This is a genomic window from Rummeliibacillus pycnus (assembly GCF_050459865.1).
GTDB lineage: Bacteria > Bacillota > Bacilli > Bacillales_A > Planococcaceae > Rummeliibacillus > Rummeliibacillus pycnus_B.
In genome coordinates, this window is record NZ_JBCMNM010000034.1 from 34,027 (window position 1) to 50,207 (window position 16,181).

The window sequence follows — 16,181 nt, forward strand, 5'->3', positions numbered from 1 at the left end:
ATCTAATTACACTCTTAATAGTGATTTCTTTAAATCAATAACTTCTTGTGAAAGCTGCAATGCACTTCTTAAATCATGCATTTTCTCCGCTTCTTTTATAGCATGGTTTTTGTCTTGTATTTGTTGTTCGATTCTAAATTTCTTTACTTGTTTCAAGCAATCAGAAATTTCCTCTTCAGCATGATTCGGATCACGCTCTACAAGAGCAGCTTCCATGATGATTTTTCGTAACTCTCTATCACCTATGACTTCAGCAAATCGCTGATAATCTGCCTTTTGATGTTCTTCATAAAAACCGATAAGGTGGATATAGATTGCCATGTAATCATCCCGTGCAAAGGGATTTGTGTTCTCTTCCTGGCGAATTCTATCTACAGCGTCAATGTTGTGTAACATATGTGCTAAGAGAAGTCTTTCTGCACGATCAATCGCTGTGACTTTTTTCTTTGGAAGAGTAATTTGTTCAGTTTTGGGTTGCATTTGTTGTTCAAAACGTTTAGAGCCTTTTGCAACCTGCGCTTCTTTTTGACGTAATTGCATTTGTAAAGTTTCTTCCGAAATATTCGTGTCCATTGATATCTGTTTGATATATAATTCTTTTTCAATAGGCGAAATTCCTTCAACTAAATAATTCAAAGCCTCATCTACATATTGCAATATGTCATTTTGATATTGGAAATTTTTGTTACGTCTTGCATACATCAGCATGAATGCGACATAACTTTGAGGTTCACTTATTACTTTCTCTTTAAAAGCTTCTGGACCAAATTGCTGAATATATTCATCTGGGTCTAAACCTGTAGGAAGCACTGCAACTTCTACGTTTAATCTTTCTGCGTGTAACATTTCCGCAGCTTTTCTTGCAGCTTCCCAACCGGCCTTGTCGCCATCATAGCAAACAATTATATGATCAGAAAGACGTTTTAACTTTGTCATATGTTGCACTGTAAGGGCAGTACCCATTGATGCAACTCCGTTAAAGACGCCTGCCCTTTTTGCTGAGAGCACATCCATAAAACCTTCAAATAACACAACATTCCGTTCTTTTCGTATAATTGGTCTTGCTTGATCCAAGTTATATAATACTTGTCCTTTATGGAAAATTGGCGATTCTGGACTATTTAAATACTTGGCATCTTCTCCGCCACTGTCAAGAATACGACCTGAGAACGCAATGATTTTGCCTTGCTCATCACGAATTGGGAACATTACGCGGCCTCTAAAACGGTCAAAATAACCTGAACCGTCCTCTCGTTTAATAATTAATCCGCATTGTTCCATTTCTTCTAAGCTAAAGCCTTTTCGTGTTAAAAGTTGAGTTAACGAATCCCAATGGGGAAGGGAAAAACCAATCCCATTCGTTTCAATCTCTTCTTTTGTAAATCCTCTTTGTTGCAAATAGTTTAGCCCTTGCTCGCCTTCTTCTGTATTTAAAAGTAAGTGCTGATAATATTCAGCTGCAAAAGAATGGGCTTCTTTCATACGTCCCTCTTCTGGAGAAATTGGGTGAATATGATGTTCCGTTGTTGATGAAACATCGACATGAACGCCGACACGTTCACCAAGTTTAGCAGTAGCCTCTTGGAACGAAAGATTCTCAATATCCATTAAAAATGTAATGGCACTTCCTCCAGCACCGCAGCCAAAACAATGGAATATTTGTTTATCTGTAGAAACTGAAAAAGAAGGCGTTTGTTCTCCGTGAAACGGACACAACCCAAAATAGTTTCTTCCGCGTTTTGTCAACTGTACATAGTCGCCAACTACGTCCACAATATCCGCTTTTGAACGTATTTGTTCAATAATCTCTTCAGGTATTTTTTGCGCCATTTCATCACCAACTTTTTTTTGCTCAAATACTCAATTCGAGATAAATACAATAAAGTCCTTCATTTTTCGACAAAAAATTTTTATTTACGTTATTATGGGCAAAATCCTTGTAATTATTTTTACCACAATTTTTCATTATAAATCATTTCACACTAAAATTCTATCACTTTTTTGTCATTTTCTTTAAAAACACAAAAAAACCTCCCCGAAAAGGAGGGCTCATACTCATATCATTGATTTGATAATTGAATACGATGGATAATATCATTTGCTGTTTCTTCTACAGCCTTGTTCGTAACATTGATTACTTGGCAACCAATTCGATTAACTACATTATTAAAATGAACAATTTCATCATTTATGCGTTCAAGTCTTGCATAGTTTGCACTATCGTCTAATCCTAATGCTAGTAATCGTTCTTTTCGTATGCTATTAAGTTTTTCAGGAGATATAACAAGACCAAAGCATTTTTTAGGATCCACTAAGAATAATTCTTCTGGTGGCTCTACTTCAGGAACAAGCGGCACATTCGCTACTTTAAATCGTTTATGTGCTAAAAATTGCGAAAGTGGCGTTTTGGAAGTACGTGACACACCGATCAACACGATATCTGCTTTTAATAATCCTCTTGGATCACGACCATCATCGTATTTTACGGCGAATTCAATTGCCTCTATTTTTTGGAAATAGTCATCATCTAACTTACGTACCAATCCAGGCTCCTCTAATGGTTCTACTTGTAGTGTATCCCCAAGCATTCCCATAATTGGTCCCATTATATCTACTGCTGGGATTTCTTTTTTTTGGCAAATGTCACGTAAAAAATCGCGCATAATTTCTTTCACTAATGTGTAAACAATAATTGCATTCTGCTCAACTGCTAAGTGAACAATTTCAGTTAATTGTTCCTTACTTTCGACATGAGGGAATCGTTGTATTTTAGTATCCTGCATTCCCGGTCTAAATTGACTAATTGCTGCTTTTGTTACTAAATCGCCTGTTTCTCCTACAGAATCTGAAATGATAAAAACGGATAAATTATTCATGGTAGCATCACCTCACAAATCATGATTTTCAGCAAGCGATAGGAACGCTCGCGTAATATTTGTTTTTGTCAAACGACCTATGACCTCGAAGCCATCTGGATGTTCGATTACTACCGGTAATGCATCTATTTGTCTTTCAATAAGTTTATGAGCTGCCTGAATTAAACCGTCTGTTTTTAAACAATATGCAATATTTGGCATCCTCGTCATGATTATATGTACGGGAATATGATTTAAATCTTGACTACCTATACTTGTACGAAGTAAATCTTTTCTTGAAAGGACACCCGTCAAATAAGAATTATGATCTACAACAAATAATGTACCTACATCTTCCAAAAACATTTGACAAATGGCATCATATACAGAAACATTCTCAGAAACTACAACCGGAATCGATTGAAAGTCTTTCACCTTCATGTTCGTCATGCTATCGACAACAGCTTGGTTTGTCTTTTTACCTGAGTAAAAATAACCAACACGCGGTCTAGCATCCAAAAAACCTGCCATTGTTAAAATGGCTAAATCTGGTCTAAGTGTCGCTCTAGTCAGTGAAAGACGCTCAGCTATTTGTTCCCCAGTAATAGGGCCATTTTCCTTTACAATTTCTAAGATCTCTTCCTGACGTTTGTTGAGTTCTATTGGACTCACCGCCTCAAAAAGTGTTATACTCAATTCCTAATTATTATATACTACTTTTGAATATATTGCGAAGAAAAGTATCGCATGTTACAATTGTCTTCAATACGAATAAGCGATGAACGGTCAATAAGTATGATTTCATCTATTTTAAAGCGAGTAGAGATGGTGAAAGTCTACACGAAATCAGAAAAAGGCAGCCAGGAGCTAACATTTTGAAAGAGGATTACTTAGAAATTTCAGGTAATCAATCGGGGTGGAACCGCGGGTCAATAGCACTCGTCCCCGGGTACAAAATTTGTGCCCGGAGACGGGTGCTTTATTATTTAACGGAGGGATATTATTATGGCAAAAACAATGGAGAGCATCGTAAGCTTAGCCAAACATCGTGGCTTTGTCTTCCCAGGTTCTGAAATTTACGGAGGTTTAGCAAATACTTGGGATTATGGTCCACTTGGTGTTGAACTTAAAAACAATGTAAAAAAAGCATGGTGGCAAAAATTCGTTCAAGAATCACAATATAATGTAGGTCTTGACGCTGCCATCTTAATGAATCCAAAAACTTGGGTAGCGTCTGGTCACGTCGGTAACTTTAACGACCCGATGATTGACTGTAAGCACTGTAAAGCTCGTCACCGTGCAGATAAATTAATTGAAGATGCAGCACTTGCAAAAGGTGAAGAAATTATTGTTGATGGTATGCCTTTCGATAAAATGGCAGAAGTCTTAAATCAATATGACGTACATTGCCCTGATTGTGGTGAACAAAATTTCACAGAAATTCGTCAGTTCAATCTTATGTTCAAAACATTCCAAGGTGTTACTGAAGAATCTACAAACGAAATTTTCCTACGACCTGAAACAGCACAAGGTATTTTCGTAAACTTTAAAAACGTTCAACGTTCTATGCGTAAACGTACTCCATTTGGTATTGCTCAAATCGGTAAATCATTCCGTAACGAAATTACACCAGGAAACTTCACTTTCCGTACACGTGAGTTTGAGCAAATGGAACTTGAATTCTTCTGCAAACCAGGTTCAGAACTTGAATGGCATGCTTACTGGAAAGAATTCTGTAAAAACTGGTTATTAAATTTAAGCATGAATGAAGATTCTATGCGTCTTCGCGATCACGAAGATGAAGAACTTTCTCATTATTCAAATGCTACAACTGATATTGAATTTAAATTCCCATTTGGTTGGGGTGAACTATGGGGCGTTGCATCTCGAACAGATTTCGACTTAAAACGACATATGGAACACTCTGGTGAAGATTTTACTTATATTGATCCAATTTCAAACGAGCGTTATGTTCCATTCTGTATCGAACCATCGCTTGGTGCTGACCGTGTAACATTAGCATTCTTATGTGATGCATATGATGAGGAAGAATTAGAAGGCGGAGATTCACGTACAGTGCTTCGATTCCATCCTGCTCTTGCACCATTTAAAGCTGCTGTATTACCACTTTCTAAAAAATTATCAGAGCAAGCTACAGATGTTTGGGCTGAATTACGTAAAGCATTCCCAGTAGACTTTGATGAATCTCAATCAATCGGTAAACGCTACCGTCGTCAAGACGAAATTGGTACACCGTTCTGTATCACATACGATTTTGATTCAGTTGAAGACGGTCAAGTAACAGTTCGTCATCGTGACTCTATGGAACAAACACGCATGCCGATCGTTGATGTTAAAGCCTATATTGAAAAACATATTACATTCTAAAACCGAAATTTAAACTAACCAATTTTTCTCTTACAACTAGATAAGTTAATACCAACAACCTGTTAGAGGGGTGACATCAAGTCACCTCTCTTTTTTTGTCAAGTTCACCTATTATTCAAATTCTCATTAAACATAGCCTCGACTATCTAATTGAGAAGTGTTATCATAATAAATAAAAAGTACTATCCTCAACTGTTGGAGGGATTTGAATGTCTCTTAATGAATTAAAACTTGGAAAAAAAGCAGTAATTATCAATTTATCAAATTTAAATAAATATGTAAAACGTAGATTACTTGATTTAGGAATATTAGAAGGTGAAGAAGTAATGCTTAAAAATCGTATGCCATTTCATGGTCCGTTCATGCTTGAGCATAATGGACAAATTTTAGGAATTCGTTATCAAGAAGCAGCACTAATTGAGATTGAACCATCATGATGAATATTGCATTAGTAGGTAACCCCAATACAGGAAAGACCTCATTATTTAATTATCTGACTGGTTCTTATGAATTTGTCGGCAACTGGAGCGGAGTTACCGTTGAAAAAAAGGTTGGCACATTAAAAAACAAATCAGGACATCTCATCGATCTGCCTGGAATCTATACATTAAGCCCACTCTCAAAAGATGAAAGTGTTGTTTCAAATTTTTTCATTTCAGAATCCTTTAATGGCATTGTTAATATAGTTGATGCCTCTCAGTTAGAGCGAAATTTAATCTTAACGATTCAACTTCTTGAATATGGAAAACCTATTGTCATTGGATTAAACATGTCAGACGTTGCAAAGCAAAGAGGTATATCTTTAAATGAAGAAAAACTTTCGAAAGCTCTGCAAACACCTGTTATTTCAATAGTTGCTCGATCTGGTAAAGGCTGTAATGTAATGTTGGACCAAATTTCTTCTATCGAAACAAAGGAGCAACAACCACTTAAACTAGATTATGGAGTTGCTGTGGAAAACGGAATTGACAAGCTGTTTACTCTTTTGTCTTCACAAAACGTTCAACAATTTCCCAACCGTTTTCTTGCACTGCAATTTTTTGAGGGAAACCAAACCATACGAAGTTATTTAAATACTTTAACTTCCAGTGAAGAATTGGATAATCTATTTGAAGAAGTAGAAAGTCAAGTGAAGACTTCACACCATGTGGGAAGTCTATCACATTGGATATATAGTGTGAGAAAGAATTATATTTCTTCTATTTTAGAAGAATTTGTTGAAAAAGAACGTTCAGATAAAATTCCTTTAACTGATCGAATCGATTCAATTGTTACGAATAAATATTTAGGAATTCCGATCTTTCTAATATGTATGTTGTTTATATTTAAACTTACATTTGATTGGTTAGGGACTCCCCTTTCAGATTTACTTGATGCTTTTATTTCTGGTCCATTGAGTTCCTGGTTATCTACATTACTCCAAAATTTGGGAACTTCCGAATTTATTCAATCTCTAGTGTTAGATGGAATTGTCGCTGGTGTTGGCGGAGTAATCGTGTTTGTTCCACAAATCTTTATATTATTTTTCTTTATTTCTTTTCTTGAAGATTCTGGGTATATGGCGCGTGCAGCACTTGTAATGGATAAGCTTATGGAAGCAGTCGGATTAAACGGTAAGGCTTTTATTCCAATGATTATTGGTTTTGGTTGTAATGTACCTGGTGTTATGGCAGCAAGAACAATTGAACAACCAAAAGAGCGTTTAATTACGATTCTATTGACACCATTGATGTCATGCTCGGCACGATTACCTGTTTACGCGTTATTTATTGGCGCATTTTTTGCAAAATATCAAACGATGATTGTCTTTTCTCTTTATGTTTTAGGTATTGTTTTAGCACTTCTAATGGCTAAATTATTTTCTAAGATATTGCTAAAAAACGAAACATCTATTTTTGTTGTGGAACTGCCACCTTATCGCGTTCCACAAGCAAAAACATTGATTCGAAGCACATGGGATAAAGGTAAAGGTTTTATTCGTAAAGCAGGTACGTTTATTTTTGGTGGTTCAGTCATTATTTGGTTGCTTTCGTACGCAGGTCCTAGTGGACTTGGTGTTGATATGGATCATAGTTTTCTAGCAATAATCGGAGGATTATTTGCTCCTATTCTTGCACCATTAGGATTTGGTACATGGCAGGCAGGAGCATCACTATTAACTGGATTTTTGGCTAAAGAAGTGGTTGTATCCAGTATGAACATTATTTATCATGCACCGAACATGGATAGTCTACAAGGATTATTAACACAAGCTTATACGCCACTTTCGGCATTCGCTTTTACAGTATTTATTCTATTGTATATTCCATGTTTGGCTACTGTTGGGACAATAAAAAAAGAAACGGGTTCAAACAAATGGACCTTCTTCTCAATCATTTATGCGTTAATATTAGCCTATATTATTACGTTCATCATTTACCAATTTGGCAAATTATTAGGATTTTAAATGAAAGGAAGATGAACAATGGCAGCAAGTATAATTATTGGTATCGTTATTTTTGGATATGCTGGTTGGACAATCTACCGACATGTTCAAAAAAGTAAAGAAGGTAAATGTGCAGCTTGTGAATTGAAAAAAAACTGCCAATCTGGTTGTGATTTAACAAGCATTAATCCTAAAGAGAAACAAAATTTGAATCTACATTCGTAAGCAAATCAGCTTTTAATATTAAATCCCCCATCTTTTTGTAAGATGGGGGATTTTTAAGTTTTTAAATTGGTTTCTATGACAAATATTTGGGGCGATACTTTGATATATCTACAAAGGAATGTCACTCCCTTTCCGCCAACCGAATACAGAGTCTCCTCATTCTATTACGCTTTTTGCGTGAGCTCGGTAGCCAGTATTTCGGCAGGAGTGTCGGGGCAATCACCTTCACTTTTCTACTTGAAACCCCAACAAATAATATGGAACCTTAAAATCTAATTTTTAGTAATACTCATAAAACCCTTTACCACTTTTTCTACCTAAATTACCTGCTCGTACATGTTTTCGTAAAAGAGGTGGAACTCTATATTTTGGATCCCCAGTCTCTTCAAATAACGTCTCGGCAACAAATAACATTGTATCAAGACCAATCATATCAGCAAGTGCCAAAGGTCCAATCGCATGGCTTGCACCAAGCTTCATACCTTTGTCTATGTCTTCCGCTGAAACTACTCCTTCACTAAGCAAAAATATAGCTTCATTGATCATTGGTACAAGTATTCGATTTACTACAAATAACGGTGTATCCAAAATTGAAATACTTTCTTTTCCGATTGATTCTACTAATCCAATTACAAATTCATAGGTAGGATCTGATGTATTAGAGCCTCGGATGACTTCTACTAAGCCCATCACTGGTACCGGATTGAAAAAATGCATACCGATTACTTTGTCTGCTCTTTTGGTTACTGCACCTAATTCTGTAATGCTTAATCCTGATGTATTCGAAGCTATGATTGTATTGTCTTTACATATTTTATCTAATTCTGCAAATAGTGATTTTTTTGCATCAATGTTTTCTATGATTGCTTCTATAACTAAATCTTGTCCTCGCATTTCTGTGATGTCAGTGGTAAAAGTAATTCTCTCAATTACTTCACCAATTTCATTTACATCCTTTTTTTGTCTCTTAAACACTCTTATGAGATTCGTATCAATCGTATTTTTAGCCTTTTCAAGAGCTACTGAATTATTATCACATAAAACAACTTGATAACCAGCGGTTGCCATTACTTGTGCAATACCGTTTCCCATAGTACCTGAACCTATGACGCCCATTTTCATATTCTAGCACCTCGTATCATGATAGATAGTTTTATTTGTTGCGCAATACATTCTTCAATACTTTTCCGCTTGCATTTCGAGGAAGGCTTCCTACCAACTCAACTTCATGTGGTAGCTTATATTTTGCTAATCGTTTAGAGCAAAAAGCGATAATATCTTGTTCTGATAGTTGTTGTCCTTCTTTTAATACAACGAAAGCTTTTGGAACTTCACCGTAAATTTCGTGTGGAATCCCTATCACAGCGCCTTCCAACAATTCTGGGATTTGATACAATACTTCCTCTACTTCAACTGGATAAACATTTTCTCCACTACGGTTAATCATGTCTTTTTTCCGATCGACAATGTAAAGCAAACCATCCTCATCAAATCTTCCCAAATCTCCACTGTATAACCAGCCATCTTTTAAAGTTCTTGTGGTAGCTTCTTCGTTCTTCAAGTATCCTTTCATCACTTGTGGACCTTTTACAACGATTTCCCCTACCAATCCAACTGGCAATGGTTTACCAAACTCATCAACTACCTGAACTTGTGTTCTTGGAAGAGGTGCTCCCACTGAACCAATTTTTTCAAGTGCTTGATGGTCTAGTAGGGATGTTGCAGCAGGAGAATTTTCAGTTTGTCCATATAAATTTTGAACTTTCACATTAGGATAAAGAGTTTTTACTTTTTTCACTAATTCATAAGGCATTGGAGCAGCTCCATAAGTAAAGAGACGAAGATTTGGTAGTTGTAACTCTCTCATTCTAGGTGTATTCAATAAAATACTGTACATCGCTGGTACACCAAAAAAGATGGTTATATTCTCTTGTTCCAGCGTATTCATCGTCAATTCTTTCGAGAAAGCCTCTTCTATTACGATGGTTCCCCCAGCATAAATAACTGGAATACTTAATACATGACTTGCTGCACAATGGAATAATGGCGTGACAATTTGCATTCGATCGTCTCCATTTAAGCCCATTGATTCGCCCCAAATTTCTGCAGCTGCTTCGACATTTCCAACTGTCAACATGACACCTTTTGGCTTCCCAGTTGTTCCAGATGTATAGAAAACTACCGTTGTTGTATCATCCTCAATCTTCTGTTCTTTAAACTGGATGGATTTATCTACTATTACTTCTGCGAAAGTATCTTTACCACCAACCTGTAGATAATCCTTAAATCTTGTGAATGCTTCTGGCACTTCATTTAGAATTGATTCCATTTCAGTATCATAAATCAATGCTTTCGCTTCAGAATGTGTAAAAATATATTCTACTTCTGGAGCTGCAAGCTTTGTATTCACTGGCATGACACTAAACCCACCTAATTGACATGCGTAATAACAAACAAGAAAATAATCAGAGTTATTCAAGTAAACTGCAATAATATCTTCTTTTTGATAGCCTTTTAACTGAAAATAACCAGCTAATCGTTTTGCTTGCTCATAAAACTCTGCATAAGTCGTATTTCTTCCGTTAAATTGTGTAATTAAATGATTTGGCTGTTGTTTTGCATGGTATGCTAATTTTTCAGCAACTGACATTGTTGTTCCTCCTTTTTTTTAATACATTGGTTTACTTAACTACTTTCATTAAATACTCTTCATAAATCTCTTGTACCTCTTCAATTTTCTTTTCACCATTTGGTTTGTACCATTGTTGAATCCAATTCATAGCACCTAGTAAAATCATACGAACAATTTTCAATTCTTTTATCTTAAATTCCCCTACTTTTACCCCTTCTTCAATTACTTGATCAAACCAACTAGAGTATTCGTTTCTCTTTTGAAGAATAGGGTTTAATTGCTCCGAATGAAACGTCTTTTCCGGTTTAATGATCATATTAAATGTTTCCTTTTTTTCAATGGCAAATCGAATATGTGAAGCTATCATCAGCTTTAACTTTTGCTCGTTCGATATTTCTCTATTGAAAATTACTTCCAACTCTTTTATCCCTTGATCAAGAACCAACACATGACATTGGAAAATTAAATCTTCCTTGTTTTTAAAATAATAATAGAGTGAGCCTTTCGTCATTAGAAGCTCTGCAGCAATTTCTTCCATCGTTGCACCTTGGTATCCCTTTTCGTTTACAATTTTTACAGCAGACAAAATGATTTCTTCTTTCTTTTTTTGTAACTTTTTTTCTGAGAGCTTCATTTTGACTCTCCTTTCGTGAGATAACCTCCATTCAATATGAAGTTTTCTATTTTGGAACTATTATACTTATGATGCATCTTAAGTATGTCAACTTTTTGGATATTGTTTAAATTTTGAATACTACTAACTAAGTTCATTGTTGTATCTAATTAGCCTTAAGTGAATTTGCGATGTTTCTGTTTGAAAATTGAATATCATTTGAACAAAAAAAATTGTCCAAATGGTTCTTATGGACAATTCCTTAACTACTGGTAACTGGGGTTCCCAATCAGTAATTATATTTGCAATATATAAATATGGGGTGTTTTAAAAGCGTTTATTATACTTTTTTAAAACACCCCAAATAATAAATCGGACGCTGGTTATATTACACACTCTCAAATAAATAGCTTTAATAACAAACTTTGAAGATTGATATATAGTTTATTAAACAAATTAGGGGTGTTAAAGCGGATGTTACATCTTAAACTACATTATGGGTAATTCTCCTGTAAACTTACCAGAAAAATGCTGAAGCTAAACCAATTCCAATAATTGTACCAAGTGCTATACCAATACCGAATGCACCAATAACACGACGTCTACGGAAACCAAAAAATGGTCTATTAAAACCGAATCCCGGTCCGTCAAAGCCAAATCCTAAACCATATCCCCCCATATTCCCATGTGGGCGAATCCATACCATATCGCGATTAACACGTGTAATTTCTCCCATATGAACACTGCCATCTCTGCATCTAATTCTTACCATTTTCCCGTGATAACGACTACATAAATTGTATACATCTGACGGATTCATTCTTATCCCCCCTCCCAGTTTTTTTACATACGAGTATGCCTTGCTATTATATGAAGCGGCGGATTGTTACCAATGGACAACGGTCTATATTAATTTAAGTTGTAACCCTTCTAAAATTCCAAAAACAATACGGTTACTGCTACATATGATACAAATAAAAAGCAAAAAAGGATGAGGTACTTGTCAGTCATTCAAACTCAAAAGTGGCTATATGAATTTGTGAATCAATGTAGTGGGAAATCAATGGTAGATTTTGCTACTATTCAATGTGAAACCCTTTGTAATCCTTTAAAAAAGGTATTTCCGAAAGTACATCCACAAGCTATGCAAAATGAATTATTTATTCATGGATTATTCGGGCCATTTGAATGGTATAAAATAGAGGCAGTTGTTAAAGAGCTCGAAAAACAAAACGTTTGGAAAATAGTAGAAAAAGAGTTTCAATACTTAAAAAACATATGGAATGGACCTGATGTACCAATTTATATTTTTCCGATAAAAAAAGGGATGTTGGGGTTTGGAAAGAATTTACGTAAAAATGGCGTTGCTTATAAAGAAGCGGTTTTTTTATTTTTATCTACCGATCTCTCAAAAGAAGAAGTAAAAGCCATGTTTGCACATGAATACAACCATGTTTGCCGAATAAATCTGATCAAACTTGCTCCCGAAAGAACACCTTTAAAAGATTCTCTTATCATCGAAGGCCTTGGAGAGTATGCGGTAAAGGAATTGTATGGCGAAAAGTTGTTAGCACCATGGACAAATCTTTATCCATTTGATCAAGCTGTTGATATTTGGAAGCGCCATTTTTTACCTTCTCTAAATATGAAAGGCTTAAACAATCATCATCCTTTTTTATATGGTCAAAAAAGTAGACATCTCCCTAAATGGATTGGTTATCATATCGGTTACCAAATTGTGAATACTTATCAGGAAAAAAATGGTCCATTCAAAAATAATGAATTATATAAGAAATCAGCTGACACTCTTATAGCTGGATCGAAATTTCCTAACAAAGAATAATGGTTTTACTATCGAATCTATTTCATAGATCCAATTCTGTTTTTTAATACGAACATTATCAAATATTAACTTTTCGCTATAAAGATTAGGATGTTCCGCTACAAACGGTGCTTTCCACGTGCAAGTATCCTTCTTGATTTCTGCATCGCTATGCTAGCTTCGACTTAGTAGCACTAAGTTGAAGGTACTTAAAATGGAAAAAAAGATGAAAGATTATATAAATATCTTGTATAGCTATATTTGTTGATGTGGAATTAGCGAAGACTCCTGTGGGAAAGCGAGCCAGACGAGACCCCACAGCGAGATTTTCTCTGCGACGAAGCTAGCGAAGCGATGCAGGAGCACTAGCGAGGAGGCTCGTTAGTTCGCCCGCGGAAAGCGAAGCTAATTCCACATCATGCAGAAAACAGATTAATAACTATTAATATTTGTATTTAAACACTTTTTCAGTACCCTCACTACGTTCCTGCGGCATGTTGACATTCTAATACACGATACTTAATGAGATGACCATATTGCTCAATAAAGTGAATATGTTCTTCCCATAAATCATAAAAATCAATCGAAATATTTTCAGATATGTCCATTTCTTCTATATCACTTGGAACTAATATGGAAGGTGTGCTGATTTTTCGAATTTTCTGGAATCCATTTTGTTCTAACCGTAAAACCCACTCTTTTTCATTTAAAACTTTATCAATCCCATAAAGCTTACTTACCTTTCTTTGTAATTTTTCTGATAAGATTTGTTCTGCCGTCATTTCAATCATGATCATGCTTCCATCTTCTTTCAATACTCTCGATAGTTCATGTAGTGTCTTATCAATATTTGTAAAGGATATAACCGATTCACTAATGATGAAATCGAATGTATGATCTGCAATATTCATATTTTGCACATCTCCTAAAATGACATCGATTTCAAGTCCATCATTTTCAAAACGTTTTTTTGCTTTCTCAATCATGATTTGATTTACATCTATTGCCGTCACTTTACAGCCAAAATTCTTTGCTAAAAAAGCTGCCGTTTGTCCTGTACCACAACCTATATCAAGCACATGATGATGTGGCTGAATTTTTTCATTTTCAAAAATTTCTAATGTCAGTGAAAAACCACCTGGATGAGCACCGCCTATTCCAAAGTAGGCCAATAAATCTAAATAGCTATTAGACATTCATATCCCCCTCACATTTTACATCTATTGTATGCACGTAGTAGATGTGTATCGATAGGCAATGAACCTTAATGGCAGCTGTTAAATCATATAATCATTTCAAGTGAGAATCATAAAAAAAAATCTATTCGGAATAATTTCCAGATAGATTCTTTTTCAATATATTCATAACTGATTTAATGCTCATGGTCGTGAGTATGCTCGTGTTTTGAATCCAAATTACATAAAATTGTATTTTCATGTTTATGCGAATCCATTTCAAGTTGAACAGTCATATGCCCAATTCCCAAATGATGTAATTTATGCTCGAGTGATTGAAGTATATCTTGGCTCTCTTTGATGGTTAATGATCCGTCAACGACAATATGGCAAGAAAGTGCGTTTTGCCCACTTGTAATCGTCCAAATGTGTAAATCATGTAAGTCAATGACACCTTCTGTTTCACGGAATGTCCGAATAATATTGTCTATTTCTACATTAGAAGGCGTACCTTCCATTAACACATGAACGGAATCTTTTGTAACGCGCCATCCACTCAATAATACAAGTACCGCGACAATGATACTTGCTAGAGGATCTGCCCATTCCCAGCCAAAAAACATGATGAACAATGCTGCTATAATAGCTCCAACTGAACCAAGCATATCACTAATTACATGTAAAAAGGCTGCACGCATATTCAAATTATCGTGTGTATCGCCACCTCGCATTAAGATCCATGCAACTAGAATATTAACTAATAGTCCAATAATTGCTATAATCAACATGCCATTTGATGCTACTTCTGGTGGATTAACAAAGCGTTGAATTGCTTCAACAAATATAAATATTGCGATCAAAATTAATGTTACACCATTAAATACGGCAGCTAAAATTTCAAATCGTTTATAACCATAGGTATTTTGATAATTAGCTACCCTTTCGCTAATAGAAAATGCTAGAACGCCTATACCAAGCGAAATCGCATCACTTAACATGTGTCCAGCATCTGATAATAATGCCAAGCTATTTGTGATAAAACCTCCAACAACTTCAACAAACATATAAGCTGTAATGATGATAAAAGCAATCAATAAAGTTTTTTTGTTTGCCCCATGTGTATGATCATGCCCATGACCGTCATGTGAATGCCCCATATACTCATTCCCCCTCTACTCTAATTATGTTTAGCATGATCAATGGTTTGATGTAAGATAGCCATGACATGTTCATCATCTTGTGAATAATAAAGTGTAGTTCCCTCACGACGGAATTTCACTAATCTTAAATTTTTTAAAAAACTCAATTGATGAGACACGGTAGATTGTTTTAAATTTAATGTTTCACTTATCTCATTTACAGAATGCTCTCTTTTACATAATAAATTTAAAATCCGAATACGAGTAGGATCACTAATAGCTTTAAATGTTTGTGAAACTAGAAATAATATTTCTTCATCTAAGTCTTCAGTTTCAAACGGTATTTTTTCTTCGTTCAAAATAACAGCTCCCTTCAATAAATGTTACAGTACTAATTGAATATATGATTATCTATTCATATATTCATATTATATGTGCTTCATTTGAAAAATGTCAAAATAATTACTAAAAGATAATCAAGCGAATCAATTTCATAAATCAATTTCCAGTTTTTAATACGAATATTTCAGCACATGAACTTTTCACTATTCTGATTTGGATATTTCGCTACAGACAGGCGCTTTCCGCGGGCAAGCATCAAGCCTCCTCCTCACTTCGTTCGTGCGGGGTCTTGATTTGCTTGCTCTTCCCGCAGGAGTCGCCTGCCTTTCGCTCAATTGAGAACTATTCATCAGTATATGGCATCAATCTTTGAATATCTAAATGAATCAATCTCATTAATCCATTTTCTTTTTTTAAATAAGTCTAGCACGCTTGCCTAGTAGTTTTGACTTAGTAACACTACGTTGAAGGCGCTTATTAAGGAAAAAAATCAAAATTAATAATAAAAATTTTGTATAGCTAACTTTGTTGATGTGGAATTAGCGAAGACTCCTGCGGGAAAGCG

General features: G+C 35.3%; 15 protein-coding genes. 5 read left to right on the top strand and 10 right to left on the bottom strand.

Going from position 1 to position 16,181, the window contains the following annotated elements:
* Positions 1-6: 6 nt before the first annotated feature.
* The 3 genes from dnaG to ABE048_RS08990 all read right to left on the bottom strand — a co-directional run bounded on the left by dnaG (position 7) and on the right by ABE048_RS08990 (position 3,527).
* Complete coding sequence (gene dnaG / locus ABE048_RS08980) at positions 7-1,830, bottom strand: DNA primase (RefSeq protein ID WP_430310744.1); 1,824 nt, start codon at positions 1,828-1,830, stop codon at positions 7-9.
* Between the two features lie 230 nt (positions 1,831-2,060).
* Positions 2,061-2,876, bottom strand: coding sequence for a pyruvate, water dikinase regulatory protein (locus tag ABE048_RS08985; protein ID WP_430310745.1), 816 nt, complete (start codon positions 2,874-2,876; stop codon positions 2,061-2,063).
* Between the two features lie 12 nt (positions 2,877-2,888).
* The gene (locus tag ABE048_RS08990; protein ID WP_430310747.1) at positions 2,889-3,527 is read right to left on the bottom strand and encodes a helix-turn-helix transcriptional regulator; all 639 of its coding nucleotides are present in this window, start codon (positions 3,525-3,527) and stop codon (positions 2,889-2,891) included.
* Positions 3,528-3,860: 333 nt separating this feature from the next.
* Between ABE048_RS08990 and ABE048_RS08995 the strand changes: the two genes are divergently transcribed.
* The 4 genes from ABE048_RS08995 (at position 3,861) to ABE048_RS09010 (ending at position 7,893) form a co-directional block, all read left to right on the top strand.
* A complete protein-coding gene (locus ABE048_RS08995; protein WP_430310748.1) occupies positions 3,861-5,243 on the top strand; it encodes a glycine--tRNA ligase in 1,383 nt (460 codons plus the stop codon).
* 209 nt (positions 5,244-5,452) lie between these two features.
* A complete protein-coding gene (locus ABE048_RS09000) occupies positions 5,453-5,680 on the top strand; it encodes a FeoA family protein (RefSeq protein ID WP_430310749.1) in 228 nt (75 codons plus the stop codon).
* Positions 5,677-7,689 carry a ferrous iron transport protein B gene (gene feoB, locus ABE048_RS09005; protein ID WP_430310751.1) on the top strand — a complete coding sequence of 671 codons (2,013 nt, stop codon included), beginning with the start codon at positions 5,677-5,679 and terminating at the stop codon, positions 7,687-7,689. The genes ABE048_RS09000 and feoB overlap by 4 nt, the downstream gene beginning before the upstream one ends.
* Before the next feature lie 18 nt (positions 7,690-7,707).
* A complete protein-coding gene (locus ABE048_RS09010; protein ID WP_430310752.1) occupies positions 7,708-7,893 on the top strand; it encodes a FeoB-associated Cys-rich membrane protein in 186 nt (61 codons plus the stop codon).
* A 279-nt stretch (positions 7,894-8,172) separates the two neighbouring features.
* Here ABE048_RS09010 and ABE048_RS09015 read toward each other — a convergent pair whose 3' ends face one another.
* The 4 genes from ABE048_RS09015 to ABE048_RS09030 all read right to left on the bottom strand — a co-directional run bounded on the left by ABE048_RS09015 (position 8,173) and on the right by ABE048_RS09030 (position 11,958).
* Entirely contained in the window at positions 8,173-9,015 is an 843-nt protein-coding gene (locus tag ABE048_RS09015) for a 3-hydroxyacyl-CoA dehydrogenase NAD-binding domain-containing protein (protein WP_430310753.1), read from the bottom strand.
* Positions 9,016-9,046: 31 nt separating this feature from the next.
* Positions 9,047-10,543 (bottom strand): class I adenylate-forming enzyme family protein, encoded by a 1,497-nt coding sequence (locus ABE048_RS09020; protein ID WP_430310755.1) that lies wholly within the window; start codon positions 10,541-10,543, stop codon positions 9,047-9,049.
* Between the two features lie 31 nt (positions 10,544-10,574).
* A complete protein-coding gene (locus ABE048_RS09025; RefSeq protein ID WP_430310756.1) occupies positions 10,575-11,159 on the bottom strand; it encodes a TetR/AcrR family transcriptional regulator in 585 nt (194 codons plus the stop codon).
* A 496-nt stretch (positions 11,160-11,655) separates the two neighbouring features.
* Entirely contained in the window at positions 11,656-11,958 is a 303-nt protein-coding gene (locus tag ABE048_RS09030; RefSeq protein WP_430310757.1) for a hypothetical protein, read from the bottom strand.
* 180 nt (positions 11,959-12,138) lie between these two features.
* On the opposite strand from ABE048_RS09030, the gene ABE048_RS09035 reads away from it, so the two are divergent.
* Positions 12,139-12,981 (top strand): DUF2268 domain-containing protein, encoded by an 843-nt coding sequence (locus tag ABE048_RS09035; protein WP_430310758.1) that lies wholly within the window; start codon positions 12,139-12,141, stop codon positions 12,979-12,981.
* A 458-nt stretch (positions 12,982-13,439) separates the two neighbouring features.
* Here ABE048_RS09035 and ABE048_RS09040 read toward each other — a convergent pair whose 3' ends face one another.
* From ABE048_RS09040 to ABE048_RS09050, 3 genes are all read right to left on the bottom strand, one after another.
* Complete coding sequence (locus ABE048_RS09040; RefSeq protein WP_430310760.1) at positions 13,440-14,156, bottom strand: class I SAM-dependent methyltransferase; 717 nt, start codon at positions 14,154-14,156, stop codon at positions 13,440-13,442.
* A 176-nt stretch (positions 14,157-14,332) separates the two neighbouring features.
* Positions 14,333-15,292, bottom strand: coding sequence for a cation diffusion facilitator family transporter (locus ABE048_RS09045; RefSeq protein WP_430310762.1), 960 nt, complete (start codon positions 15,290-15,292; stop codon positions 14,333-14,335).
* Positions 15,293-15,312: 20 nt separating this feature from the next.
* Positions 15,313-15,636, bottom strand: coding sequence for an ArsR/SmtB family transcription factor (locus tag ABE048_RS09050; RefSeq protein WP_430310764.1), 324 nt, complete (start codon positions 15,634-15,636; stop codon positions 15,313-15,315).
* Positions 15,637-16,181: the final 545 nt, after the last annotated feature.

What these genes read in the sequence shown, in the direction of transcription:
- dnaG (WP_430310744.1), bottom strand. Translation starts at nt 1,830, where the DNA reads ATGGCGCAAAAAATACCTGAAGAGATTATTGAACAAATACGTTCAAAA.
- ABE048_RS08985 (WP_430310745.1), bottom strand. Translation starts at nt 2,876, where the DNA reads ATGAATAATTTATCCGTTTTTATCATTTCAGATTCTGTAGGAGAAACA.
- ABE048_RS08995 (WP_430310748.1), top strand. Translation starts at nt 3,861, where the DNA reads ATGGCAAAAACAATGGAGAGCATCGTAAGCTTAGCCAAACATCGTGGC.
- ABE048_RS09000 (WP_430310749.1), top strand. Translation starts at nt 5,453, where the DNA reads ATGTCTCTTAATGAATTAAAACTTGGAAAAAAAGCAGTAATTATCAAT.
- feoB (WP_430310751.1), top strand. Translation starts at nt 5,677, where the DNA reads ATGATGAATATTGCATTAGTAGGTAACCCCAATACAGGAAAGACCTCA.
- ABE048_RS09010 (WP_430310752.1), top strand. Translation starts at nt 7,708, where the DNA reads ATGGCAGCAAGTATAATTATTGGTATCGTTATTTTTGGATATGCTGGT.
- ABE048_RS09015 (WP_430310753.1), bottom strand. Translation starts at nt 9,015, where the DNA reads ATGAAAATGGGCGTCATAGGTTCAGGTACTATGGGAAACGGTATTGCA.
- ABE048_RS09020 (WP_430310755.1), bottom strand. Translation starts at nt 10,543, where the DNA reads ATGTCAGTTGCTGAAAAATTAGCATACCATGCAAAACAACAGCCAAAT.
- ABE048_RS09025 (WP_430310756.1), bottom strand. Translation starts at nt 11,159, where the DNA reads ATGAAGCTCTCAGAAAAAAAGTTACAAAAAAAGAAAGAAGAAATCATT.
- ABE048_RS09030 (WP_430310757.1), bottom strand. Translation starts at nt 11,958, where the DNA reads ATGAATCCGTCAGATGTATACAATTTATGTAGTCGTTATCACGGGAAA.
- ABE048_RS09040 (WP_430310760.1), bottom strand. Translation starts at nt 14,156, where the DNA reads ATGTCTAATAGCTATTTAGATTTATTGGCCTACTTTGGAATAGGCGGT.
- ABE048_RS09045 (WP_430310762.1), bottom strand. Translation starts at nt 15,292, where the DNA reads ATGGGGCATTCACATGACGGTCATGGGCATGATCATACACATGGGGCA.